This is a genomic window from Aeromicrobium sp. REDSEA-S32_B7 (assembly GCF_001626145.1).
In the GTDB taxonomy this organism is placed as follows: Bacteria; Actinomycetota; Actinomycetes; order Propionibacteriales; family Nocardioidaceae; genus Aeromicrobium; species Aeromicrobium erythreum.
Genome location: NZ_LUNF01000152.1, coordinates 1 through 21,442 on the forward strand (window position 1 = coordinate 1; position 21,442 = coordinate 21,442).

Here is a 21,442-nt window from a genome sequence, read left to right on the forward strand (position 1 = left end):
CCTCGGTGCCGGCGTCGACGAGGCGCTGGTCACCATCGACCGCGAGGTCCTCGGCCGTACCCCGCTCGCGGACCTGTCGAGCACCGCGCAGTACACCTGGCGCGCCGTGACCCTCGGTGAGGGCGACGTCGTCCGGCGCGAGGAGTTCGGGGCCGTCATCGGCGTACCCCAGCTGCTCGACGTGACCGGCGACGGCACCGCCGACCTGATCGCCAACATCCGCCTCGTCGGGGTCGGCGTCAGCAGCACCGACGGCTTCTCGGCCACCCCGCGGCTGGAGGTCGTGCGCATCGGCGACGTCAGCCAGGAGCTGCCGATGAGCCTGCAGGCCGTGCTCGACCTCGCCGTCGAGCGCTTCGGGCCCGTCGACCTCTACGTCGCGAACGCCGGGGTCGGCCTCGGGCAGGGCCTGGAGTCCTCGGAGGAGGACTGGAGCACCTCGCTCGACGTCAACGTCATGGCGCACGTCCGCGCGGCCCGTCTCCTGGTGCCGGGCTGGCTCGAGCGGGGCCGGGGCTACTTCCTGAGCACCGCGTCGGCCGCCGGTCTCCTGACGCAGATCGGCTCGCCGACGTACTCGGTCACCAAGCACGCTGCCGTGGCCTTCGCCGAGTGGCTGTCGGTCACCTACGGAACCCGAGGCATCGCCGTCAGCTGCCTGTGCCCGATGGGGGTCAACACCGCCATGCTCAACGGGGGAGCCGACTCCGACGACCCGACCGCGCGCCAAGGTGCGAGAGCGGTCACCGAGGCGGGCGGCGTCCTCGAGCCGCTCGACGTGGCCGACGTCGTCCTCGACGCGATCGACGACGAGCGCTTCCTCGTGCTCCCGCACCCGGAGGTGCTGGAGTTCTACCGCCGCAAGGCCTCCGACTACGACCGCTGGCTGGCCGGCATGCGTCGCTACCAGGACACGCTCGCATGAGCGCCGCGACGACGCCGCGCTGCCGGGCGGCCCTGTTCGACTTCGGCGGGGTGCTCACGACGAGCGTGCTCGACGCGTTCGGCGACCACAGCGAGCGGATCAGCGGCGACCGCGGGCTGCTGCTGCGCCTGTTCGGTGGCCGTGACGCGAAGGCCAAGCAGCTCCTCGTCGACCACGAGGAGGGTCGTCTCGACCACGACGGCTTCGAGGCCGGGCTCGCCGAGCGGCTGCGCGCCCACGGCGTCGAGGTCGAGGCGGAGGGACTCGTCGCGGGGCTGCAGTCGGGCCTGCGGCCCGACACGGCCATGCTCGACGTCGTCGCCGACCTGCGGGCCGCGGGCGTGCCCGTCGGGCTCGTCTCGAACTCGCTCGGCCGCGACTGCTACGCCGGGTACGACCTGCCGGCCCTCTTCGACGCCGTGACCATCTCCGGTCAGGAGGGCGTCCGCAAGCCGTCGCGGCGGCTCTACGAGATCGGCTGCGAGCGCCTCGGCGTCGCGCCGCACGAGGTCGTCATGGTCGACGACCTCGCCCAGAACATCGTCGCTGCCGAGCGTCTCGGGATGGCTGGCGTCGTGCACCGCGAGGCGGAGGAGACCGCGGAGCAGCTCTCGCAGCTGCTCGGGGTCGACGTGAGGAGGACCGCCGCACTGCGGTGATCGAGGGGGAACAGCACCACCCCGGAACGGCCACCCGGCCGGTCCACCCAGCACAGGTCCGCCCGCCCGGGCGACCACTCTCAGGAGGACACATGAACGTTCGACGCTTCGGCCTCGGCCTGGTGGCAACGGCGGCGCTGGTCGTCACCGCCGCCTGCGGCAGCGGGGACACCGGTGGCAGCGGTGGTGGCGGAGGGGACGACACCTACACGATCGGCATCGTCAAGTTCGCCTCGAGCGAGGAGACCTCGGAGGCGGCCATCGCGGCGTTCCGTGAGGAGGCCGAGGCCAAGGGCTGGAAGACCACGGCGGTCGACCCCCAGGGCGCGGTCGAGAAGGCCAACGGCGCCATGCAGGACTTCGTGCAGAAGAAGGTCGACCTCATCGTGACCGCCGTCTTCGACAGCAAGACGCTGACGGCCGGTGCGCAGGCCGCGAAGGCCGCAGGCATCCCCGTCGTCTCGATCTCCGGCGGCACCACGGACGGCATCACCGCGAACCTCGACTCCGGCGTCGCGGTCGGCGCGCCCGTCGCGAAGCAGCTCGTGGAGGACATGGGCGGCAAGGGCGAGCTCTTGGTGATGGGCTACAAGAGCGGTCTGCCGTGCATCGGTCGCGAGGAGGCGCTCGACGACGCGCTGAAGGGCACCGACATCAAGGTCACCCGCAACGAGGTGCCGATCCCCGGCCAGGTCGAGGGCGGGACGCAGTTCGCGCAGGCCTGGCTGGCCAAGCACCCGAAGGGGTCGACGCCGCTCGCGATCTGGGGCTGCTTCGACGACCCGGCGCTCGGCGCGGTCTCCGCGGCGAAGTCCGCCGGGCGCGACGACGTGAAGATCTACGGCATCAACGGCACCCCGGCCGCCATCAAGGCGGTCGAGGCGGGCGACATGCGCGCCACCGTCTTCCTGCAGGTGCCCGAGGCCGGCAAGAAGTTCGCCGACATGGTGCCGGAGTTCATCAAGGGCGGCGTCGACGCGGAGCCGCAGGAGGTCGAGCTGCCGAACATCCTCGTCACGACCGACTCGGTCACGCAGTTCCTGGCCGACAACCCCGACGCGACGAAGTAGTCCGATGACCGACACGTCCTCGAGGGTCCGGCCCGCCGGCCCGACCCCGACCGAGCACCCCCAGGAGTCCCTCATGGTCGAGACGACCCCGCTCGACGGTCCGACGGCGCCGACGGTGACCGAGCCGCCGTGCCTGGAGATGTCCGGCATCTCCAAGCAGTTCGGCGGTCACCAGGCCCTCAAGGACGTGTCCATCGCCCTGCACCCGGGCCAGGTGCTGGCCCTGTGCGGCGCCAACGGCGCGGGCAAGTCGACGCTCGTGCGCATCCTCGCGGGGGTGGAGAGCGCCGACAGCGGCACCATCCGCGTCCGTGGCCAGGAGGAGAGCATCGCCACCCCGGGCGACGCGACCCGGCTCGGCCTCAGCTTCATCCACCAGGAGCTCAACCTGGTGCCCAAGTTCACCGCGCTGCAGAACATCGCGATGGGGGCCGACCACACCCGACGTTCCGGCGTGCTCGACCTGCGCGGTCTGCGTCGCAAGGCCCTCGCCGTCATGGACCGCATCGGCTACGCCGTGCCCCTCGACGCCAAGGTCGAGCAGCTCTCGGTCTCCGACCGCTGGATGGTCTCGCTCGCCCGGTCGCTGATGCGCGACGCGCGCATCGTCGCGATGGACGAGCCGACTGCCTCCTTCACGCAGGAGGAGGCCGACCGGCTCTACGGCATCGTCGACGAGCTCACCGCCGACGGCGTCGGGATCCTGTACATCTCGCACCGGCTCGAGGAGGTGCTGCACGTCAGCGACGACGTGACGGTGCTGCGCAACGGTCGCCTCGTGGGCAGCTACGCGGCTCGCGACCTCGACGTCGCGAGCCTCACGCGGCACATCGTCGGCCGCGACGTCGACGACCTGACCCACCGCGTCACCGACACCGACCCGACGACCGCGCCCGTGCTCCTGCAGACGTCGGGCCTGACCCGGGAGCCCCGGGTGCGCGACGTCGACCTGACGATCCACGAGGGGGAGATCCTCGGCGTCGCCGGCCTCGTGGGCGCCGGCCGCACCGAGCTGGCCCGGCTGCTGATCGGCGCCGACCCCGCGCAGTCGGGCAGCATGACGCTCGACGGGACGCCGTACCGGCCTCGCTCGCCGTTCGACGGCATCAAGGCCGGGGTCGCGCTGGTGCCGGAGGAGCGACGCTCCCAGGGGCTCGTGCTGCGCAGCTCGGTCGCCTCGAACATCACCATGGCCTCGATGCGGGATCCTCGCCGCCGGCTCGGCACCTTCAGCCCCCGCCGGGCGGCCGCGACGGCGCGCGACGCGGTCACGCGCTTCGGCGTGAAGACGTCGTCGGTGCACGACGCCGTGGGCCACCTCAGCGGCGGCAACCAGCAGAAGGTCGTGGTCAGCAAGTGCGTGCTGACCGGACCGCGGCTGCTGATCCTCGACGAGCCCACCGTCGGTGTCGACGTCGGCGCCCGTGGAGAGATCTACGACATCATCCGCGACCTCGCCGCGTCCGGGACGTCGATCCTCATGATCTCCAGCGACTTCGACGAGCTCGCCATCTGCGACCGCGTCGTCGTCATGCGCGAAGGGGCGCTGACCCACTCGGTGCCCGCCTCGCGCGCCACGAAGGACCACCTCACCTCGCTGTGCTTCGGGACCACCGAGCACCTCGGCACGACAGAACAGGACCCGTCATGACCGCTGCACTCGTCGACGTCCCCGTCCTCCAGGCACCGCCGCGCAGCGCGCGCGTGTGGCGCTGGTTCGGCCGCTACGGCGCGCTCCTCGTGCTCGCGCTGCTCGTGGTCGGCACGAGCGCGCTGGAGCCCGAGACCTTCGCCACCTGGGACAACTTCATCAACATCCTCAACCAGAGCGCCCTCTCGGCGATCATCGCGATGGGCCTCACGTTCGCCCTCGTGACGGGGGAGTTCGACCTCAGCATCGGCAACGTCGCGAGCCTGTCGGGCGTGCTGGCGTGCACCGCGATGGTCAGCCACGACGTCTCGATCCCGGTCGCGTTCCTGCTGGCCGTCGCCATCGGTGCCGCGGTGGGACTGGCGAACGGTCTCGTGGTCACGCTGCTCAACGTCAACGCGCTCGTCGCGACGTTGGGCATCGGCACGGTCGCCGTCGGCATCAACTACGCGGTGGCCGGCGGCCTGCCGGTCAGCCTGACCGATCCCGGGCCGTTCATCCAGATCACGCTCGGGCGCTTCCTGGGCATCCCGTACCCCGTGTTCATCATGCTCGGCCTCGCGGCGGCGCTGTGGTTCGTGCTCAACCGCACCGTGCTGGGCCAGTCCATGCAGGCCGTCGGCGGCAACCCGGTGGCGGCCCAGCTGTCGGGCATCCGCGTCGACCGGGTCCGCGTCGTCGCGTTCGTCATCTGCGGCATCTGCGCCGCCCTGACGGGTCTGCTGCTCGCCTCGCGCACCGGCAGCGCGGCGGTCTCCGGCGGCGACACCTACCTGCTCGCAGCCTTCGCGGCGGCCTTCTTCGGCTCGGCGGTGCTGCGCGACGGCGAGTTCCACATCATCGGCACGCTCGTGGGCGTCATCACGGTCTCGGTGGGCTTCAACGCCATCGCCCTGATCGGCCTGGAGACGTACTGGCAGTACCTGTTCCAGGGCCTGCTGCTCATCCTCGGCGTCGGGGTCGGCTCGCTCGCCCGGCACCGTGCCGCGGCAGCACACTGACTGCACAGTTTCTGAACCTGAACTCGGATTCATGTTAGGATGACGACCATGACGGACCGGCCCGCAGCCCAGCACGAGGAGCTCGTGCTCGCGGAGCGCCTCGGCGGGGTGCTGCTGCTGACGCTGCACCGCCCCGAGCGGCTCAACGCCTGGACGAACGCGCTCGAGGACGCCTACTACGGCGCCCTGCTGGAGGCCGACGCCGACCCCGACGTCCGCGCGATCGTGGTCACCGGTGCCGGCCGCGGCTTCTGCGCCGGCGCGGACATGGAGGACCTCGCCGGGGTGGGCGACGCCACTGACGAGCAGATCGACCGCCCGCACCCGAGGCACCTCCCGCTCACGCTGCACACCCCGCTGGTCGCCGCGGTGAACGGCGCCGCCGCCGGCCTCGGGATGGTCGAGGCGCTCTACGCCGACGTGCGGTTCGCCTCGCCCCGTGCCGTCTTCCTCACCGCCTTCGCGCAGCGCGGGCTGGTGGCCGAGTACGGCATGGCGTGGCTGCTGCCGCGGCTCGTCGGGCACGGCCGTGCCAGCGACCTGCTGCTCTCCGGCCGTCGGGTCGACGGCGAGGAGGCCGCCCGCATCGGCCTCGTCGAGCACCTCGTGCCCGCCGACGAGCTCGTCGAGCGCGCCGTGGCGTACGCCCAAGGCCTCGCGACGTCCTGCTCCCCGTGGTCGATGGCCACGATCAAGTCCCAGCTGCTGCTCGACGCCGAGCGCAGCTTCGCCGAGTCGGTGCGGTCGGCCGACGCCCTGATGCGCGAGTCCTTCCGGGGCTCCGACATCGCCGAGGGCGTCGCCAGCTTCACCGAGCGGCGCCCCCCGGTGTTCGCACCGCTGACGAAGGAGATCTGATGGAGTTCGCACCGAGCCAGAGGTCCGTGGAGTACCAGGAGAAGCTCCTGGAGTTCATGGACGACTACATCTACCCCGCCGAGTCGATCTACGCGGCGCAGATGGCGGAGTCGGGCAACCCGAACTTCCACCCGCCGATCCTCGAGGAGCTCAAGACCGAGGCGCGCAAGCGTGGGCTCTGGAACCTCTTCCACCCGCACGAGCGCGAGGACTGGGGCTCGCCCGGCCTGAGCAACCTCGACTACGCCCCGCTGGCCGAGATCACCGGCCGCAGCCCGTACATCGCGCCCGAGGCGATCAACTGCAACGCTCCCGACACCGGCAACATGGAGGTGCTCGAGCTCTTCGGCACCGAGGAGCACAAGGAGAAGTGGCTCAAGCCGCTGCTCGCCGGCGAGATCAACTCGGCCTTCTGCATGACCGAGCCGGAGGTCGCCAGCTCCGACGCCACGAACGTGCAGCTGCGGATGGACGCCGACGGCGACGAGTACGTGCTGAACGGCCGCAAGTGGTTCGCCTCGAACGCGCTGCACGCCAACTGCAAGGTGCTCATCGTCATGGGCAAGACGAACGTCGAGGCTGCGACGCACCGCCAGCAGTCGATGATGGTCGTCCCGCTCGACACCCCCGGCATCACGATCGTCCGCGGCCTGCCGGTCTTCGGCTACATGGACCGCGAGGGCCACGCCGAGATCCTGTTCGAGGACGTGCGGGTGCCCAAGACGGCACTGCTGGCCGGCGAGGGCGACGGCTTCATGATCAGCCAGGCCCGTCTCGGACCCGGTCGCATCCACCACTGCATGCGCTCGATCGGCATGGCCGAGCGTGCGCTCGACCTCATGATCCAGCGCGCGCAGAGCCGCGTCACGTTCGGCGAGCCGGTCGCGAACCGCTCCAACATCCAGGACTGGATCGCCGAGGCGCGCATCGAGATCGAGATGATCCGCCTGCTGACGCTCAAGACCGCGTGGCTGATGGACACGGTCGGCAACCAGAAGGCCCGCGTCGAGATCGCGGCCATCAAGGTGGCGGCCCCGCAGGTCGCGCTGAAGATCATCGACCGCGCCATCCAGGTGCACGGGGGCGGCGGCATCACCGACGACTTCCCGCTCGCCAGCTTCTACGCCCACCAGCGCACGCTGCGCCTGGCGGACGGTCCGGACGAGGTGCACAAGCGCACGCTGGCGCAGGTCGAGCTGCGCCGCATCGACGCGGACTGGAACAAGAAGAAGTGACCGGGTCGCTCGACGGGCGCACCGCGATCGTCACCGGGGCGTCGCGGGGCATCGGCCTCGCGGCCGCCGCGGCTCTCCACGACGCCGGTGCGAACGTCGTGCTCACGGCGCGGACGGAGGAGGCGGCCGCCGAGGCCGCCGCCTCCGTCGGCCCGCGGGCGGTGGGCGTCGGCGCGCACGTGACCGACGAGGACCTCGCCCGCGCCTGCGTGGAGCGGACGATGGAGCGCTTCGGCAGCGTCGACGTGCTCGTCAACAACGCGGGCACGAACCCGGCCTACGGGCCGGTGCTGCAGCAGGACCACGGCCGGTTCGCCAAGACGCTCGACGTCAACCTCTGGGGCCCGATCCTCTGGTCGCGGCTCGTGGTCGACGCCTGGATGGGCGAGCACGGCGGGTCGATCGTCAACACCGCCTCCATCGGAGGCCTGTCGGTGGGCCCCGACCTCGGCGTCTACCACGTGTCGAAGGCGGCGCTGATCCACCTGACCAAGCAGCTCGCGATCGAGCTGGGCCCGGGCATCCGGGTCAACGCCGTGGCCCCCGGAGTCGTGCGCACCCGTCTCGCCGAGGCGCTCTGGAAGGAGCACGAGGCGGCGGTCGACGACCGCACCCCGCTCGGGCGCATCGGCGAGCCCACCGACGTCGGTGCGGCCATCGCGTTCCTGGCGTCACCGGCCGCGTCATGGATCACCGGCGAGACGCTGGTGATCGACGGCGGCCAGATGATCGGCGCCGGCGCGGCGCTCGACCGGCTCGCGACCCAGGGCGGCTGAGGTGACCACGACCGAGCAGGGCGCGGCCACGCAGGGCCCGGTGACCGACGCCCCGGCTCTCGACCTGGCCGTGCTGGCAGGCCTGCTCCGGGCCGACGGACTCGAGGTGGACGGCACGCTCGACGCCGTCCGCGTCGGTCGCGGGCAGTCCAACCTCACGTACCTCGTGTCCGACGACGCGGGGCACCGGTGGATCGTGCGTCGCCCGCCCCGCGGCGAGCTGCTCGCGTCGGCCCACGACGTGCTCCGCGAGCACCGGATCCTCGCGGCGCTGGGCGCCACGTCGGTGCCGGTGCCGCAGGTGCTCGGCCGCTACGTCGACGCTGCGCTCGCCGAGACGCCGGTGGTCGTGATGGAGCACGTCGACGGCCTCGTCGTCGATCGCGAGGAGACCGCGCACGATCTCGGCATGTCGCTGCGGGCGGCGATCGGGCCCTCTCTCGCCCGCACGCTCGCCGCGGTGCACGAGGTCGACGTCGACGAGGTGGGCCTGGGTGACCTCGCGTCACGTGCGCCCTACGCGCAGCGCCAGCTGAAGCGCTGGTCGCGCCAGTGGGAGGCCTCGCGCACGCGCGACCTCCCCCGCCTGGACGCGATGACCGACCTGCTGCGACGTCGCGCGCCGGGGCCGTCAGCGCACGAGGGCCGCACCGTGGCGCTCGTGCACGGCGACTTCCACATGCGCAACGTCATCCTCGACCCGGACCTCGGTGACGTCGCGGCGGTGCTCGACTGGGAGCTGAGCACGTTGGGCGACCCGCTCGCCGACATCGGCAGCCTGCTGGCCTACTGGCCGGAGGCCGGGGACGGCCCCACGCTGATGTTCGCGGCGTCGGCACTGCCCGGCTTCGCCACGCGCGAGCAGCTGGCCACCACCTACCTCGAGGCGTCGGGCCGTGACCGCGCCGACCTCGACTACTGGCACGCCCTCGGGCTCTGGAAGATCGCCGTCATCGCCGAGGGCGTCCTGCGCCGTGCGCTCGACGACCCGCGCAACGCCGCCGACGGCGGACCCCCCACCCCCCAGGCCGTCGAGCAGCTCGTCGAGCGCGCCTGGGCGGTCGTCGAGACCGCCGGCCTCGACCACTGACCACACCCCCGCACCCACCCGTTCGTACCGAAGGAGCAGACATGACCGAGACGCCGTACGTGGGCGACTTCCTGAAGGACTCGCCGAGGAACTGGGGCAAGTGGGGCCCGGACGACGAGGTGGGCTCGCTCAACTACCTGACCAGTGCCGAGGTGCTCCGCGGCGTCGCGGAGGTCCGCTCCGGCGAGGTCTTCACGCTCCAGGTCCGCATGGGTGACCCGTCCGGCGATCCCGTGTGGCCCGGTCGCGAGGGCATCCAGCGCAGCAACGTCATGGACGAGGGCTTCTTCCAGCGTGGTGAGGGCGTCGAGACGCCCGGCGGCGCGCACTACTCCGACGACGTCGCGACGATGTACCTGCAGGCCTCGACGCAGTACGACTCCCTCGGCCACGTCTGGTACGACGGGCAGATCTGGAACGGCTACGACGCGGCCACGACGGACGGCGCGATGCAGAAGGCGTCGGTGCTGCCGATCGCCGAGCGCGGCGTCGTCGGGCGTGGCGTGCTGCTCGACGTCGCCCGGCACCGCGGCAAGGCGGCGCTCGACAAGGGGGAGACGTTCACGCACGAGGACCTGCTCGACGTCGCCCGGGCGCAGGGCTGCACGATCGAGAAGCACGACGTGCTGGTCATCCGGACCGGCTTCATCGGCTCCTTCTACCGCCAGTCCGCCGAGGAGTTCTACGACGGCTTCCTCGAGCCCGGCCTCACCTACAGCCCCGAGCTCGTGCAGTGGTTCCAGGACATGGAGATCCCGAACCTCGTCACCGACACCATCGCCAACGAGGTGACGGTGGAGCCGTCGTCGGGCGTGACCCTGCCGCTGCACAGCGCGCTCATGCGCAACCTCGGCGTGGCGTTCACCGAGATCGCCTGGCTCGAGGACCTCGCGGCAGAACGAGAAGATCTCGGCCGGCTCGGGCAGCCGGCCCTTGCCGGTGTCGGCCCCGGTGAGGCGGCCCTCGGCGGGCTCGACGACCCGCCGCCGAGCACTTCCAGCGGACCTCGGCCCAGCTCGCCGACCTGCTCGCTGCGCCGCCGGTGGTGCGTGTGCTCGAGGCGGTCGACGTCGCGGACCCCGCATGAGCGTGGAGGCGGCCCGGCCCGGCCGGGCCGCCTTGCACCTCGGACCCTCGTTCGTTAGAACAGCACCATGACCGACAGATCCGCGACGGAGCGCCTCGACGAGGTGCCGGCGCTCGCGGACACCTCGGGCATGAAGGAGCCACCCACCACGGCGCGTGGCGTGCGCACGCGCGCCGCCCTGGTGGCCGCGGCGCGCACCGTCTTCGAGCGCGACGGGTTCCTGGCCTCGCGGCTGACCGACATCACCGCCGAGGCGAAGTGCTCCATCGGCACCTTCTACACCTACTTCACCTCCAAGGAGGAGGTGTTCACGGCGGTGCTCGAGGCGGCCCAGGACGACATGCTGCACCCGGGGATGCCCCGCGTCGACGACGCCGACGACCCGGTCGCCGTCATCGAGGCCAGCAACCGCGCCTACTTCGAGACCTACCAGCGCAACGGTCGGCTGATGCGGCTGCAGGAGCAGGTGGCGACGATCGACGAGGACTTCCGTCGGCGCCGACTCGAACGCGGCGAGGCGTTCGCGCGGCGCAACGCGAAGAGCATCGAGAAGCTCCAGCAGGACGGCCGCGTCGACGCCACCCTCGACCCGATGATGACCTCGCGCGCCCTCTCGGGCATGGTGAGCCGGCTGGCCTACTCGAGCTTCGCGCTGGGCGAGGACTGGCCCGTCGACGACCTCGTCGAGACGTCGACCCGGCTGTGGGCCAACGCCCTCGGACTCACGACTCCCCGCTGAGTCAGAGCTCGAGCACCAGCTTGCCGGTGTTCCCGCCGTCGAACAGCATCAGCAACGTGTCCCCGAAGGCGTCCACGCCGCCGCGCACCACGGTCTCGCGCGCGACGAGCGAGCCGTCGCGCAGCCGTGCCGAGAGGTCGGCGATCGCCTCCGGGTAGCGGTCCTCGTAGTCGAAGACCACGAAGCCGGTCATCGAGGCCCGGTTGACGAGCAGCGACATGTAGTGCGCCGGGCCGGGCGCCGGCTCCGTGGCGTTGTACGTGGAGATCGCGCCGCAGAGCGCGATGCGTGCGCCGCGGCGCAACGTGCGCAGGGCGCTGTCGAGCACCTCGCCGCCGACGTTGTCGAAGTACACGTCGACGCCCTCCGGAGCGATCGCGCGCACGGCGCGGTGCACGGCACCCTCGCGGTAGTCGATCGCGGCGTCGAACCCCAGCTCCTCGGTGAGCCAGCGCGTCTTCTCCGGGCCGCCGGCGACGCCGATGACGCGGCAGCCGTGCGCCTTGGCGAGCTGGCCGACCACGCTGCCGACGGCTCCGGCTGCCCCGGAGACGAGCACGGTCTCCCCGGGCTGCGCGCGGGCGACGTCGAACAGGCCGAACCAGGCCGTGAGGCCGGGCATGCTGAGCGCGCCGAGCCACGTCGGCGCCGAGGCGACGTCGAGGTCGACGGGGGAGAGGTCGCTGCCACGCAGCACGGCATGATCGGCCACCCCGGTGATGCCGCTGACGGCGTCGCCGACCGCGTGCTCGGGCGAGCGGGACGCAAGGACCGTGCCGACGCCGAACGCGCGCATGACCTCGCCGACGCCGACGGGCGGCACGTAGGAGCGGACGTCGTTCAGCCAGCCGCGCATGGCGGGGTCGAGGGACAGGTGCGTCACGCGGACCAGGACCTCGCCGTCGCCGAGCGCGGGGAGCTCGGTGTCGACCACGTCCCAGGTGCCGGCGTCGGGCAGCCCGACGGGACGGGCGCGCAGGCGGACCTGCCGTGCGACGGTCATCGGCCGCTGCCCTCGGGGTACTCGGTGAAGCGACCGACCGAGTGCGCGACGCAGATCGGCTTGTCCGACCCCTCGCGCTCGAACGTCTGGCGCGTGACGATGTGGGCCGACCCGCCACCGACGTCGTCGACCGAGACGACCGTGGCGTGCATCCGGATGCGAGAGCCCACGGGCAGGGGTGCGGGGAAGCGGACCTTCTCGTACCCGTAGTTGAGGCTGTGGGCGAACCCGTCGAAGGCCATCAGGTCCTCCATGAACCGCGGTCCGAGCGAGAGGCTGTACAGCCCGTGGGCGATGGTGCCGCCGAACGCGCTGTCGGCGGCGCGCGCCGGGTCGACGTGGATCCACTGGTGGTCGCCGGTCAGCTCCGCGAACGCGTCGATGCGCTCCTGCGTGATGTCGTGCCACGCGGTGGGGCCCAGGTCGGAGCCGACGAGGTCCTGCAGCTCCTGGATCGACGTGGGACGGGGGACGGCGGGGGTCGTGGTCATGACCGGGTGCTCCTCGGGTCGGGTGCTCGCAGCCTAGATGAACCTGAATCCGGATTCAAGTACGCGACGTCGGGATCGCTCCTTGACGGTGACCTGTGACCTGGGACACGCTGTACTCCAGCTTGGACCTGAACCTGAGTTCAACTCCGAAGGGATCCCGATGACCACCGTCCAGACCGTGACCGGCCCGATCGACTCCAGCGAGCTGGGCCGGACGCTCGTCCACGAGCACGTGTTCGTGCTGAACACCGAGTACAACCAGAACTACCAGGACGACTGGGACGAGGAGGAGCGGATCCGCGACGCGGTGGAGAAGCTCACCGAGCTCAAGGGCCTCGGCATCGACTCGATCATGGACCCGACCGTGCTCGGGCTCGGTCGCTACATCCCCCGCATCCAGCGCATCGCCGCCCAGGTCGACCTGCAGATCGTCGTGGCCACCGGGCTCTACACCTACAACGACGTGCCCCACCAGTTCGAGCACCGTGGACCGGGCCTCCTGGTCGACATGCCCGAGCCGCTCACCGAGATGTTCGTGAAGGACGTCCAGGAGGGCATCGCCGGCACCGGCGTGCGCGCGGGCATCCTCAAGTGCGCCATCGAGCTCGCCGGCCTCACGCCGGGCGTCGAGCGCGTCATGCGCGCCGTCGGTCAGGCCCACGTGCAGACGGGCGCCCCGATCACGGTGCACACCAACCCGGCCAACGAGTCGGGGCTCGTCGCCCAGCGGGTGCTCGAGGAGGAGGGCGTCGACCTGTCGAAGGTGATCATCGGCCACTCGGGCGACACCAACGACGTCGACTACCTGTGTCGGCTGGCCGACGCCGGGTCGATGCTCGGCATGGACCGGTTCGGCCTGGACCTGTTCAACCCGATGCAGGAGCGCGTCGGCACGATCATCGAGCTCGTCCGGCGAGGCTACGTCGAGCACGTGACCCTCGCCCACGACGCCAACTGCTTCATCGACTACTTCAGCGCCGACGCCAAGGCCCACGCCGCCCCGAACTGGCACTTCCGGCACATCAGTGAGGACGTCATCCCAGCGCTGCTCGAGGGCGGTCTGACGGAGGCCGACGTCGAGACGATCCTCGTCGACAACCCCCGCCGGCACTTCGAGTAGATCGCCAGCGCGGGCCCGTTTGCGTGGGGCCCCACGCAAACGGGCCCGGGGGAGCGGGGACGCCACGGGCCGGCGGCGTCGAGGACGCTCGCCGGCCCGGTGGGGGTGCTGCGGGGCGGGTCAGCCCATGCGGCGGACCTTGTACGAGCTCGTCCAGATGCGCTCGCGCTTGACCGACTGGCCGGTGCGCGGCGAGTGCCAGATCGTGTTGTCGCCCGCGTAGATGCCGACGTGGTAGGCGCCGTTGCCGCCGTAGAAGACGATCAGGTCGCCGACACGCTTGCGGTACTTCGAGATCTTGATGCCCTGCTTCGCCTGCTGGCCCGCGGTGCGGCCGAGCGTGGTGACGTGGGCCTTGCGGAAGACGTAGCGGGTGTAGCCCGTGCAGTCGAAGCCCGAGCGCGACGTGCCGCCCCACTTGTAGGGCGTGCCCCGCAGGGACTTCGCGATCTTCATGACCTTCTTGTTCTCCTGCGGCGTGAGCGCGGAGGCGCTGCCGGCAGCGAGCGTGGTGCCGAAGGAGAGGGACAGCAGGAGCATGGCGACGCCGAGGGCGCGCGTGACGTGACGCATGTGGTTCCTTCACGACGCTTGCGGAACGTGACCTGTCGGGCTCGTGCTGGAAGGTGCACGCCACACGTGGTGGTAAGCCCCGAGCGCCTCGGGGGAGGCGCGGACTGCTCGGCGGTCCCGCTCCACCCTGGATGTGTTCAGCGGATCGCACGGGAGAGGGTGGACTCAGCGCACCCGTGCGCGGGCCTCCCTTGTCTGAGGCCTCGGCGAGCATAGGTGCTCGCCGGGCCGGACGGGGGCCGAATGGCCGTTCCGGTGTCTCTGGAGGAACCTCCAGGAACACCGTTCTCGCCTTGCTTTGCAGCCCAGAACGCCCTCCCCCCGATCTGGCCCCCGCAGCGCCGGTGCGGCGAAGGTCACGGCGTGCGACGGGCCGGGGGGACGCGATACCCGTCCCTCGGACCCGCTTCCGTGAAAGGATCGACGCAGTTTCGTCGTACCGTCCAGGGGCCAGCATGCTCGACGTCGTCTCGTTGCGCGTCTCCTTCGCCGTCGTGGCGGTCACGCTGCTCGCGCTGTTCTACTTCGTGGCCTACCGCTCGACCCGGTCCGCCTACGCGGGCTGGTGGTGCGTGGCCCTCGGCGCGTTCCTCGCGGGTTCGGCTGCCTACCTCCTCGACGGCACGTCGCAGCAGTGGTGGGGCAACCCGCTCGGCAACGTCTGCATCGTGGCCGGGGCCGCCTCCGTCTGGGCCGGTGCACGGGCGGTCAGCGGGCTGCGCGTCAGCTGGCTGGCGGTCGCAGCGTCGCTGGTCGTGCTGCTGGTCGCGTCGGCCCTCGACCACCCGGGCCGCAACGACTGGTCCGGCGGCCCGTTCTTCCTCGGGCTGATGACCGTCTACCTGGCGCTCGCGGCGACGGAGCTGCACCGCGCCTGGAGACGGCTGCCCGCCCCGGGGCCACGCGCCCGCGTGTACCGACCGATCCTGCGCTCGCTCACGCTCATGTGCACCGGCGTCGCGGCCTTCTACCTGGCGCGCTTCGTCGCCTTCCTCGCCGTCGGCCAGGACGGCCGCCTGTTCGACGTGTTCCTCGGCAGCCAGGTCACCACCCTCGTCACCACCGTCATGCTGGCGACCGTGTCGTTCAGCATGACGGCACTCAGCTACGCCGACGACACGATCGACCTGCGCGCCCGCGCGACCCGCGACGGTCTGACCGGCCTGCTCAACCGCGACGAGCTGATGCAGCAGCTGGCCCAGCGGTGGAACGCGCACCGGCGACGCGCGGTGCACGGCGTCGTCGTGATGGCCGACCTCGACCACTTCAAGCGGGTCAACGACGTGCACGGGCACGCGGCCGGCGACTTCGCGCTGCAGATGTTCGCCGCCGCCTGTCGCTCGGCGCTCGGGCCGGAGGACCTCGCCGGTCGCGTCGGGGGCGAGGAGTTCGTGCTCTACCTCGACCGGGCCGACCTCGACGACGCCCGCCAGGCGGTCGAGCAGGTCAGCTCGATGCTGCAGCACGGGTCGCTGCCCGACGGCACCGTCCTGCCGACGGTGAGCTACGGGCTCACCGTCGCGCGCCGCGGCGACGACCCCGACGTGGCGATCGGTCGCGCCGACCGCGCGCTCTACGTCGCCAAGAGCGAGGGCCGGGACCGGGTGGCCGTGGCCGACGGCGACGAGAAGGCCCCCGCGGCCCCGCGACCGCCTACGATCGCGCCATGAGCGACTGGCGTGCCGATCGGGTGCAGCAGGTGCGCGACCTCGTGCGGGCGGCGGCGCCCGACGCGGTCGAGGAGGTCAAGTGGCGCAAGCCGTCGAACCCCGACGGGGTGCCGACATTCTCGTGCGACGGGCTGCTCTGCACCGTGGAGACCTACAAGGACAAGGTGAAGGTGACGTTCGCGCGCGGGGCGTCGCTCGACGACCCGGCCCACGTGTTCAACGCCAGCCTCGACGCGGGCACCCGCCGGGCGGTCGACCTGCGCGAGGACGACACGCTCGACGCCGACGCGTTCACCGCCCTGGTGAGCGCGGCCGTGGCCCACAACCGCGCCTGACCGGCTCGGGGGCTGGCCCCGTCGCCGCTCGTCCCTAGACTGGCCGACGTGGACCATCCTCCGAGTACCAGCCGCGACCTCCCCCCGTCCGTCGACGGGAGGTCGTGATGGACACCGGCACCCTGCTCAACCTGGCGCTCGTCATGGTCTTCGTCCTCGTGGGCGGCGTGTTCGCGGCCACCGAGCTGGCCTTGGTCTCGCTGCGCGAGAGCCAGCTCGGCCAGATGGAGCGCAGCGGCTCGCGCGGTCGCAAGGTCGCGGAGCTCGCCCGTGATCCCAACACCTTCCTCGCGGCCGTCCAGATCGGGGTGACCGTCGCGGGCTTCCTGTCCGCCGCCTACGGCGCCTCGACCCTCGCCCCCGACGTCGCACCGTCGCTGGAGGCGCTGGGGCTGAGCCCGGGCGCGGCCTCGAGCCTCGCCCTCGTCGGCATGACGCTGCTCATCGCCTACCTGTCGCTCGTCTTCGGCGAGCTCGTGCCCAAGCGGTTCGCGCTGCAGAAGTCGGGCACCATCGCCCTGCTCGTGGCGCCGCCGCTGTCGCGCTTCGCGACGCTCATGCGCCCGGTCATCTGGCTGCTGTCGTTGTCGACGAACGTCGTCGTGCGGCTGCTCGGCGGCAACCCGCACGCGACGAGCGAGGAGATGACCGAGGACGAGCTGCGCGACCTGGTGGGTGCGCACGAGAGCCTCGAGGACGACGAGCGCCAGATCCTGCAGGACGTGTTCACGGCGACCGACCGGACGCTGCGCGAGGTGATGCGACCGCGGGGCGCCGTCGACTTCCTCGACGGCGGCATGAGCCTGGCCGAGGCCGCGGGTGCCGCCCTCGCCATGCCGCACTCGCGCTACCCGGTCACCCGGCGGCGCTCCAGCGACGACGTCCTCGGCTTCGTGCACGTGCGCGACCTGCTGGCCGTGCCGACCGACTCCGACGCGAAGGTCGTCGCCGACATCGTGCGCGAGATCCCGGTGCTGCCGAGCACGAACCGGATCCTGCCCGCCATGGCGCAGATGCGCAGCGAGGGCGTGCACATCGCGCTCGTGGTCGACGAGTACGGCGGCACCGACGGGATCGTCACCCTCGAGGACATCATCGAGGTCGAGGAGCTGACCGGGCTGGAGCTGCTCCACGAGTCCGGCCACTACTCGACGGTCGCGGGTCTGGTGCTCGAGCGGCTCGGGCACATCCCGCAGGTGGGCGAGACGGTCGACATCGGTCCGTACCGCCTGACGGTGACCGCGGTCGACGGCCGCCGCATCGACCGCGTCACGCTGACGACGCGCCCGAGCGACGAGCCGTCCGCGGACGGTGCCGACGTCGAGGCGGAGCGGCCGGACGGCGACGAGCGACGCTGACCGCTCCGCGCCGCCCTCAGAGGAGGTCGACCAGGCCGCGCAGCTCCGAGCGCCGGGTCACGCCCAGCTTCTTCATGGCGCGGTGCAGGTGCGACTCGACGGTGCGCACGCTCACGAACTGCTCGCGGGCGACCTCGGCGTTCGACCGTCCCTGCAGCACCGCCATCACGACCTCGCGCTCGCGCGCCGTCAGCGACGGCCCGGTCGTCGTCCGCTCCGCCACGAACACCGCCTCGGGATGGAGGCGACGGAGCTCGCCGAGCTCCGCCGCGAGCGCGCGGGCTGAAGCGCCGGGCGGTGCCAGCCGAGAGGCGGCGAGCGTCAGGCGATAGGCGCCGACGACGGCGCCGTGCTCGAGCATGTCGTGCCGCAGGCTCGTCATCGCCTCGACGTCGCACGCATCCCGGGCGGCGATGGCGCGGAAGTAGAGCGCCGTGAGCGGGCTGTCCACCGTGCCGGAGCACGTCTCGGCAAGCTCTCGTGAGCGCGGCGTCGAGCAGATGTCCCTGGCGTGGATCGCCAGGATGGCCGCGGTGCTCAGCCACCCTCGACGGCGGGCGTCCTCGGCGTGGTCGAGGAGTGTCTCCGAGGCCGCCTCGGGCCGCCCTGACGACCGGAGGACGGCCGTGTGCCGCCAGGCGGCAGTGTCGTACGGATCAGGGCCCAGCTCAGGACCGTCGGGCGCCCAGGTGTGGAGCGCCGAGGCGAGCGCGGGGTCGTCGTCCCACAGGGAGAGGACGGCGGCCAGCTGCGGCGTGGAGACGCTGTCCTGGGCCGCGCCCTCCCAGGGGAGCGCCAGCGCCGTCTCGACGTACCGCCGGGCGAGACCGAGCTGTCCGCCGACGAGCATGAGCACGCCCACGCTCGACCCGACGTAGGCCACCTGGTCGAGCCTGCCGCTGGCGACCGCGTCGTCCACGGTCTGCGTCACCAGGGCGCGGGTCGTCCGCAGGTCGCCGCGGAACGCGGTCACCAGGCTCTGCAGGCCGCGCAGGCGCGGGACGAGGCGCACGACGTCGCCGGACTCGTCGGCCAGCGTCGACGCGAGGGCGAGGTCGTCGTCGGTCGCCGTGAACCGCCCGGTGGCGAGGGCGTCGTAGAGACGCGCCTCGCAGGCCTTCGCCCGGGCCAGGGCATGGGCGCCCGGGTCGTCGGCCGGGGGCTCGTGGCGGTGGGCGACACCGGCCACGACCTCCAGGACGGTGGTGGCTGCGGCCAGGGCCAGCCGCACGTCGTCGGACCCGTCGTCGAGCCGCGCCAGGTGCTCGCGCGCCGACGTGAGCAGGGACAGGTCGGACGTGAGTCGTGTCGACCGCTCCGCGAGGCCGAGGACCCGGGCGAGGGTCGGCGCCTCCGCCGTGCCGCCGGAGACGAGCTGGGTCGAGAGGTCGTGCGGGTCGGGCGCTGCTGCCTGGCGGACGAGCTGGGCACGCCACCCGAGCTCGCGCGGAACGGGACCGACCACGCAGCCCGGCGCCGGTCCGTCGACCTCGACCGGTGGCACCCACATCGGCGGCGACGCGGAGCGGGCGACGGCGTCGGACGTCCGGCGGACGTGCTCGGCGAGCAGGGCCGACACGAGGACGGCACGGCCGTCGCCGCGTCGGACCGTCCGCACGTGCCCGAGGCTCTCGAGGCGTTCGACGGCGTCCAGCGCCGCGGGGGGCAGCGTGCCGAGCGTCGAGCGCCCGGCGGTGGCGAGCGTGGTGAGCCAGTGGCAGTCAGCGGGCGGCAGCTCGCGCAGAAAGGCCTGCCACAGACCGTCGAGCGAGCGCGAGACGAGGGGGCCACGCAGGTCCCACGCGCCGTCCACCTGCGTGATCGAGCCGTCGAACACACCGTCGTCCACGAGGTGCTCGGCGACGCCGACGACGCCACCGGACAGGGCGAACACCTCGCTCAGCAGCCTCGCGCTGACCGCCCCGCCGAGCCTCTCGCGCAGCGTCGACAGCAGGGAGGAGGGTGCGAGGCTCGGGGCGTCGACCACCACCGGGGCCCCGCTGACGACCCGGGGGGCCGCCCTGCCCGCGAGGTCGGTGCGGTACGCCGCCGCCACCACGAGACCACGTCGCTCCAGGTGGCGCAGGACGGCGACGGACTGGGCGTCGAGGTGGTCGGCGTCGTCGACCAGCAACGCCGCAGGCCCGCTGCTCGGCAGCCGGCGTCGGACGGCCTCGACCGCCGCGCGCAACGGGTTGGGCCCCGCCAGCGTGGCGGACTCGAGCAGACCGCTGATGAGCAGCGCGCCGAACGGGTGGTCGCGCAGCGGCTCGCTGCCCTCGACCCGTCGGTGGGGGACGCGGCGCGACGTCGAGAGCTCGCCCAGACGGTCGAGGAGCGTGGTCCGTCCGCTGAGTCGCCGACCGCGGATCTCGATGCTGCGGCCCTCCTCCAGCGCCGTCGTCATGCTCTGCTGTTGTCGCCCTGCCACGTCCACGTCGCAGTCCCCCTGTCTCCTGTGACTCGTCGGCAAGCATGCTCCCCCGGCAGACGCAGGACCAAGCGCGCGACTACGCAAATGGATGGACGGCCTACGCAACTTCGCGCCTCGCTGTGGACCGGCGCGGCGCGGGCGCACCAGGGTCTCCCGGGAGAGCAGCACCGCGTCACCGGCACCCGCGTCGTGGACCGGCGACGGGTGCCCACAGGCGGAGCAGGACGGAACGAGGTCACCGTGGGAATGACAGCACGCATGGTGCGCATGGCGGTCTCTGTTGCCGTCGTCGCCGCGCTCGCGGTCGGGGTCGCGACGCCACCTGCGTCGGCCGACGTCGCGGGTGCCGTCGCGTCGGAGCGGGGAGACGCCACGAGCGTCTACGCCGACGGTCCGGGCCCGTACGAGGTGGCGTCCACCGCCGCGCTCGGCGACTGCCGTCTCGTCCAGCGCTGGATCCTGCAGCTCGCGATCGGCGACGCGGACCCTCGCTGCAGCGACGCGTTCCCCTACGGCTTCGACCAGCCGATCAGCTCGGTCGTCTACTACCCGCAGGGCGTCCCCGGTGACGGTCGGCTGCCTGTCGTCGACTTCGTCGGCGGGATCTTCTCCGACGTCGGCAACTACGACACGCTCGCGCGGCACTGGGCCAGCCACGGGTTCGTCGTGACCGTCTCGTCGGACTTCGTGAACTCCGGCCCGGAGATGCACCTGCTGGGGCTGGCGACCGCCCGGCGGCTCGACGCCGATCCGACGTCGCCGTTGCACGACCGGGTCGACCTCGGCCGGGTCGTGCTCGCGGGTCACTCCGCGGGTGGTGCCGCCGCGCTGCAGGCCGCGAGCGTGCCGGCCGACCTGCTGACGCGGCTCGACCCGCGGCTGCGGGTCAGCGGGACCCTGGCGGTCGAGCCGGGTCCCGGCGCCCTCGGCTCGACCGTGCGGACGCCGGTCCTCGTCCTCGCCGGCGCCCGGGACACGACCGTCCCGGCCGGCTCGTGGCCGCTGCTCACCCAGAGCGGACTCGTGCGGTCGGTGCCGGGCTGGTTCGCGACCGCACGGACCGCCGACCACTTCAGCCCGGTACGCACGAACCTGGCCGATGACGAGTTCGCCGGCATCACCACCGCGTACCTGCTCTACCGCGGCACCGGTGACGCGGAGGCGAGCACGTTCTTCGAGGGCCCCGACTACCGGCTGGCCCGCGACACGACGTTCATCACCCATCCGCTGAACCCGCTGCGCGTGCGTCGCAACGCCGCGGCCGGTGCGCTGTGACCGACATGCACCGCGGTCGCGGACGAGCGAGGTCGCCGGACCCCGACCCGCCCGACGGGAGCCGATCCCGGACGCCCTCGGAGTGCGACAGA

At 72.1% G+C, this 21,442-nt stretch carries 20 protein-coding genes; 16 read left to right on the forward strand and 4 right to left on the reverse strand.

From position 1 onward, the window contains the following. The 11 genes from A6Q79_RS10685 to A6Q79_RS10735 form a co-directional block, all read left to right on the forward strand. Positions 1 to 925: SDR family oxidoreductase (locus A6Q79_RS10685; protein WP_317698161.1), on the forward strand; the 925-nt coding region annotated here is incomplete at its 5' end. Continuing rightward, complete coding sequence (locus A6Q79_RS10690; RefSeq protein WP_286690280.1) at positions 922 to 1,584, forward strand: HAD family phosphatase; 663 nt, start codon at positions 922 to 924, stop codon at positions 1,582 to 1,584. The genes A6Q79_RS10685 and A6Q79_RS10690, both read left to right, overlap by 4 nt. A gap of 92 nt (positions 1,585 to 1,676) precedes the next feature. Further along, positions 1,677 to 2,654 carry a sugar ABC transporter substrate-binding protein gene (locus tag A6Q79_RS10695; protein WP_286690279.1) on the forward strand — a complete coding sequence of 326 codons (978 nt, stop codon included), beginning with the start codon at positions 1,677 to 1,679 and terminating at the stop codon, positions 2,652 to 2,654. Between the two features lie 4 nt (positions 2,655 to 2,658). Continuing rightward, positions 2,659 to 4,305: a sugar ABC transporter ATP-binding protein gene (locus A6Q79_RS10700; protein ID WP_286690278.1), complete on the forward strand. Its 1,647-nt coding sequence runs from the start codon at positions 2,659 to 2,661 to the stop codon at positions 4,303 to 4,305. Further along, positions 4,302 to 5,306 (forward strand): ABC transporter permease, encoded by a 1,005-nt coding sequence (locus A6Q79_RS10705; RefSeq protein WP_067853988.1) that lies wholly within the window; start codon positions 4,302 to 4,304, stop codon positions 5,304 to 5,306. Before A6Q79_RS10700 ends, A6Q79_RS10705 begins: the two co-directional genes overlap by 4 nt. Positions 5,307 to 5,354: 48 nt before the next feature. Then, positions 5,355 to 6,164, forward strand: a complete 810-nt coding sequence (locus tag A6Q79_RS10710) for an enoyl-CoA hydratase-related protein (RefSeq protein ID WP_067853993.1) — start codon at positions 5,355 to 5,357, stop codon at positions 6,162 to 6,164. After that, entirely contained in the window at positions 6,164 to 7,399 is a 1,236-nt protein-coding gene (locus A6Q79_RS10715) for an acyl-CoA dehydrogenase family protein (protein WP_067853996.1), read from the forward strand. The genes A6Q79_RS10710 and A6Q79_RS10715 overlap by 1 nt, the downstream gene beginning before the upstream one ends. Then, complete coding sequence (locus A6Q79_RS10720) at positions 7,396 to 8,175, forward strand: SDR family oxidoreductase (protein ID WP_286690277.1); 780 nt, start codon at positions 7,396 to 7,398, stop codon at positions 8,173 to 8,175. The genes A6Q79_RS10715 and A6Q79_RS10720 overlap by 4 nt, the downstream gene beginning before the upstream one ends. A 1-nt stretch (position 8,176) precedes the next feature. After that, complete coding sequence (locus A6Q79_RS10725) at positions 8,177 to 9,265, forward strand: phosphotransferase family protein (protein ID WP_286690276.1); 1,089 nt, start codon at positions 8,177 to 8,179, stop codon at positions 9,263 to 9,265. Positions 9,266 to 9,306: 41 nt separating this feature from the next. After that, the gene (locus tag A6Q79_RS10730; protein ID WP_317698169.1) at positions 9,307 to 10,410 is read left to right on the forward strand and encodes a cyclase family protein; all 1,104 of its coding nucleotides are present in this window, start codon (positions 9,307 to 9,309) and stop codon (positions 10,408 to 10,410) included. Positions 10,411 to 10,419: 9 nt separating this feature from the next. Beyond that, positions 10,420 to 11,091 (forward strand): TetR/AcrR family transcriptional regulator, encoded by a 672-nt coding sequence (locus A6Q79_RS10735; RefSeq protein ID WP_083516185.1) that lies wholly within the window; start codon positions 10,420 to 10,422, stop codon positions 11,089 to 11,091. 1 nt (position 11,092) lies between these two features. Here A6Q79_RS10735 and A6Q79_RS10740 read toward each other — a convergent pair whose 3' ends face one another. Next, on the reverse strand, positions 11,093 to 12,094 hold the full coding sequence (locus A6Q79_RS10740) for an NADP-dependent oxidoreductase (protein WP_286690274.1): 1,002 nt from the start codon (positions 12,092 to 12,094) through the stop codon (positions 11,093 to 11,095). Then, complete coding sequence (locus A6Q79_RS10745) at positions 12,091 to 12,585, reverse strand: MaoC family dehydratase (protein WP_067854008.1); 495 nt, start codon at positions 12,583 to 12,585, stop codon at positions 12,091 to 12,093. Before A6Q79_RS10745 ends, A6Q79_RS10740 begins: the two co-directional genes overlap by 4 nt. A 160-nt stretch (positions 12,586 to 12,745) precedes the next feature. Between A6Q79_RS10745 and A6Q79_RS10750 the strand changes: the two genes are divergently transcribed. After that, the gene (locus tag A6Q79_RS10750; RefSeq protein ID WP_286690273.1) at positions 12,746 to 13,705 is read left to right on the forward strand and encodes a phosphotriesterase; all 960 of its coding nucleotides are present in this window, start codon (positions 12,746 to 12,748) and stop codon (positions 13,703 to 13,705) included. Positions 13,706 to 13,825: 120 nt separating this feature from the next. Here A6Q79_RS10750 and A6Q79_RS10755 read toward each other — a convergent pair whose 3' ends face one another. Then, positions 13,826 to 14,278: a C40 family peptidase gene (locus A6Q79_RS10755; RefSeq protein ID WP_067854014.1), complete on the reverse strand. Its 453-nt coding sequence runs from the start codon at positions 14,276 to 14,278 to the stop codon at positions 13,826 to 13,828. Between the two features lie 455 nt (positions 14,279 to 14,733). Between A6Q79_RS10755 and A6Q79_RS10760 the strand changes: the two genes are divergently transcribed. The 3 genes from A6Q79_RS10760 (at position 14,734) to A6Q79_RS10770 (ending at position 17,641) form a co-directional block, all read left to right on the forward strand. Further along, positions 14,734 to 15,948, forward strand: a complete 1,215-nt coding sequence (locus A6Q79_RS10760; protein ID WP_083516186.1) for a diguanylate cyclase — start codon at positions 14,734 to 14,736, stop codon at positions 15,946 to 15,948. Next, complete coding sequence (locus A6Q79_RS10765; RefSeq protein ID WP_067854017.1) at positions 15,945 to 16,283, forward strand: DUF1801 domain-containing protein; 339 nt, start codon at positions 15,945 to 15,947, stop codon at positions 16,281 to 16,283. The genes A6Q79_RS10760 and A6Q79_RS10765 overlap by 4 nt, the downstream gene beginning before the upstream one ends. 107 nt (positions 16,284 to 16,390) lie before the next feature. Next, complete coding sequence (locus A6Q79_RS10770) at positions 16,391 to 17,641, forward strand: hemolysin family protein (protein WP_317698174.1); 1,251 nt, start codon at positions 16,391 to 16,393, stop codon at positions 17,639 to 17,641. 16 nt (positions 17,642 to 17,657) lie between these two features. On the opposite strand, the gene A6Q79_RS10775 is transcribed toward A6Q79_RS10770, so the two are convergent. Continuing rightward, complete coding sequence (locus A6Q79_RS10775; protein WP_286690271.1) at positions 17,658 to 20,048, reverse strand: LuxR C-terminal-related transcriptional regulator; 2,391 nt, start codon at positions 20,046 to 20,048, stop codon at positions 17,658 to 17,660. Between the two features lie 267 nt (positions 20,049 to 20,315). On the opposite strand from A6Q79_RS10775, the gene A6Q79_RS10780 reads away from it, so the two are divergent. After that, entirely contained in the window at positions 20,316 to 21,350 is a 1,035-nt protein-coding gene (locus A6Q79_RS10780; protein WP_353939365.1) for an alpha/beta fold hydrolase, read from the forward strand. Positions 21,351 to 21,442: the final 92 nt, after the last annotated feature.

Excerpts from the sequence above, each read along its gene's own strand:
- A6Q79_RS10690 (WP_286690280.1), top strand. The coding sequence starts at position 922 with ATGAGCGCCGCGACGACGCCGCGCTGCCGGGCGGCCCTGTTCGACTTC.
- A6Q79_RS10695 (WP_286690279.1), top strand. The coding sequence starts at position 1,677 with ATGAACGTTCGACGCTTCGGCCTCGGCCTGGTGGCAACGGCGGCGCTG.
- A6Q79_RS10700 (WP_286690278.1), top strand. The coding sequence starts at position 2,659 with ATGACCGACACGTCCTCGAGGGTCCGGCCCGCCGGCCCGACCCCGACC.
- A6Q79_RS10705 (WP_067853988.1), top strand. The coding sequence starts at position 4,302 with ATGACCGCTGCACTCGTCGACGTCCCCGTCCTCCAGGCACCGCCGCGC.
- A6Q79_RS10710 (WP_067853993.1), top strand. The coding sequence starts at position 5,355 with ATGACGGACCGGCCCGCAGCCCAGCACGAGGAGCTCGTGCTCGCGGAG.
- A6Q79_RS10715 (WP_067853996.1), top strand. The coding sequence starts at position 6,164 with ATGGAGTTCGCACCGAGCCAGAGGTCCGTGGAGTACCAGGAGAAGCTC.
- A6Q79_RS10730 (WP_317698169.1), top strand. The coding sequence starts at position 9,307 with ATGACCGAGACGCCGTACGTGGGCGACTTCCTGAAGGACTCGCCGAGG.
- A6Q79_RS10735 (WP_083516185.1), top strand. The coding sequence starts at position 10,420 with ATGACCGACAGATCCGCGACGGAGCGCCTCGACGAGGTGCCGGCGCTC.
- A6Q79_RS10740 (WP_286690274.1), bottom strand. The coding sequence starts at position 12,094 with ATGACCGTCGCACGGCAGGTCCGCCTGCGCGCCCGTCCCGTCGGGCTG.
- A6Q79_RS10745 (WP_067854008.1), bottom strand. The coding sequence starts at position 12,585 with ATGACCACGACCCCCGCCGTCCCCCGTCCCACGTCGATCCAGGAGCTG.
- A6Q79_RS10750 (WP_286690273.1), top strand. The coding sequence starts at position 12,746 with ATGACCACCGTCCAGACCGTGACCGGCCCGATCGACTCCAGCGAGCTG.
- A6Q79_RS10755 (WP_067854014.1), bottom strand. The coding sequence starts at position 14,278 with ATGCGTCACGTCACGCGCGCCCTCGGCGTCGCCATGCTCCTGCTGTCC.
- A6Q79_RS10760 (WP_083516186.1), top strand. The coding sequence starts at position 14,734 with ATGCTCGACGTCGTCTCGTTGCGCGTCTCCTTCGCCGTCGTGGCGGTC.
- A6Q79_RS10765 (WP_067854017.1), top strand. The coding sequence starts at position 15,945 with ATGAGCGACTGGCGTGCCGATCGGGTGCAGCAGGTGCGCGACCTCGTG.
- A6Q79_RS10770 (WP_317698174.1), top strand. The coding sequence starts at position 16,391 with ATGGACACCGGCACCCTGCTCAACCTGGCGCTCGTCATGGTCTTCGTC.
- A6Q79_RS10775 (WP_286690271.1), bottom strand. The coding sequence starts at position 20,048 with ATGACGACGGCGCTGGAGGAGGGCCGCAGCATCGAGATCCGCGGTCGG.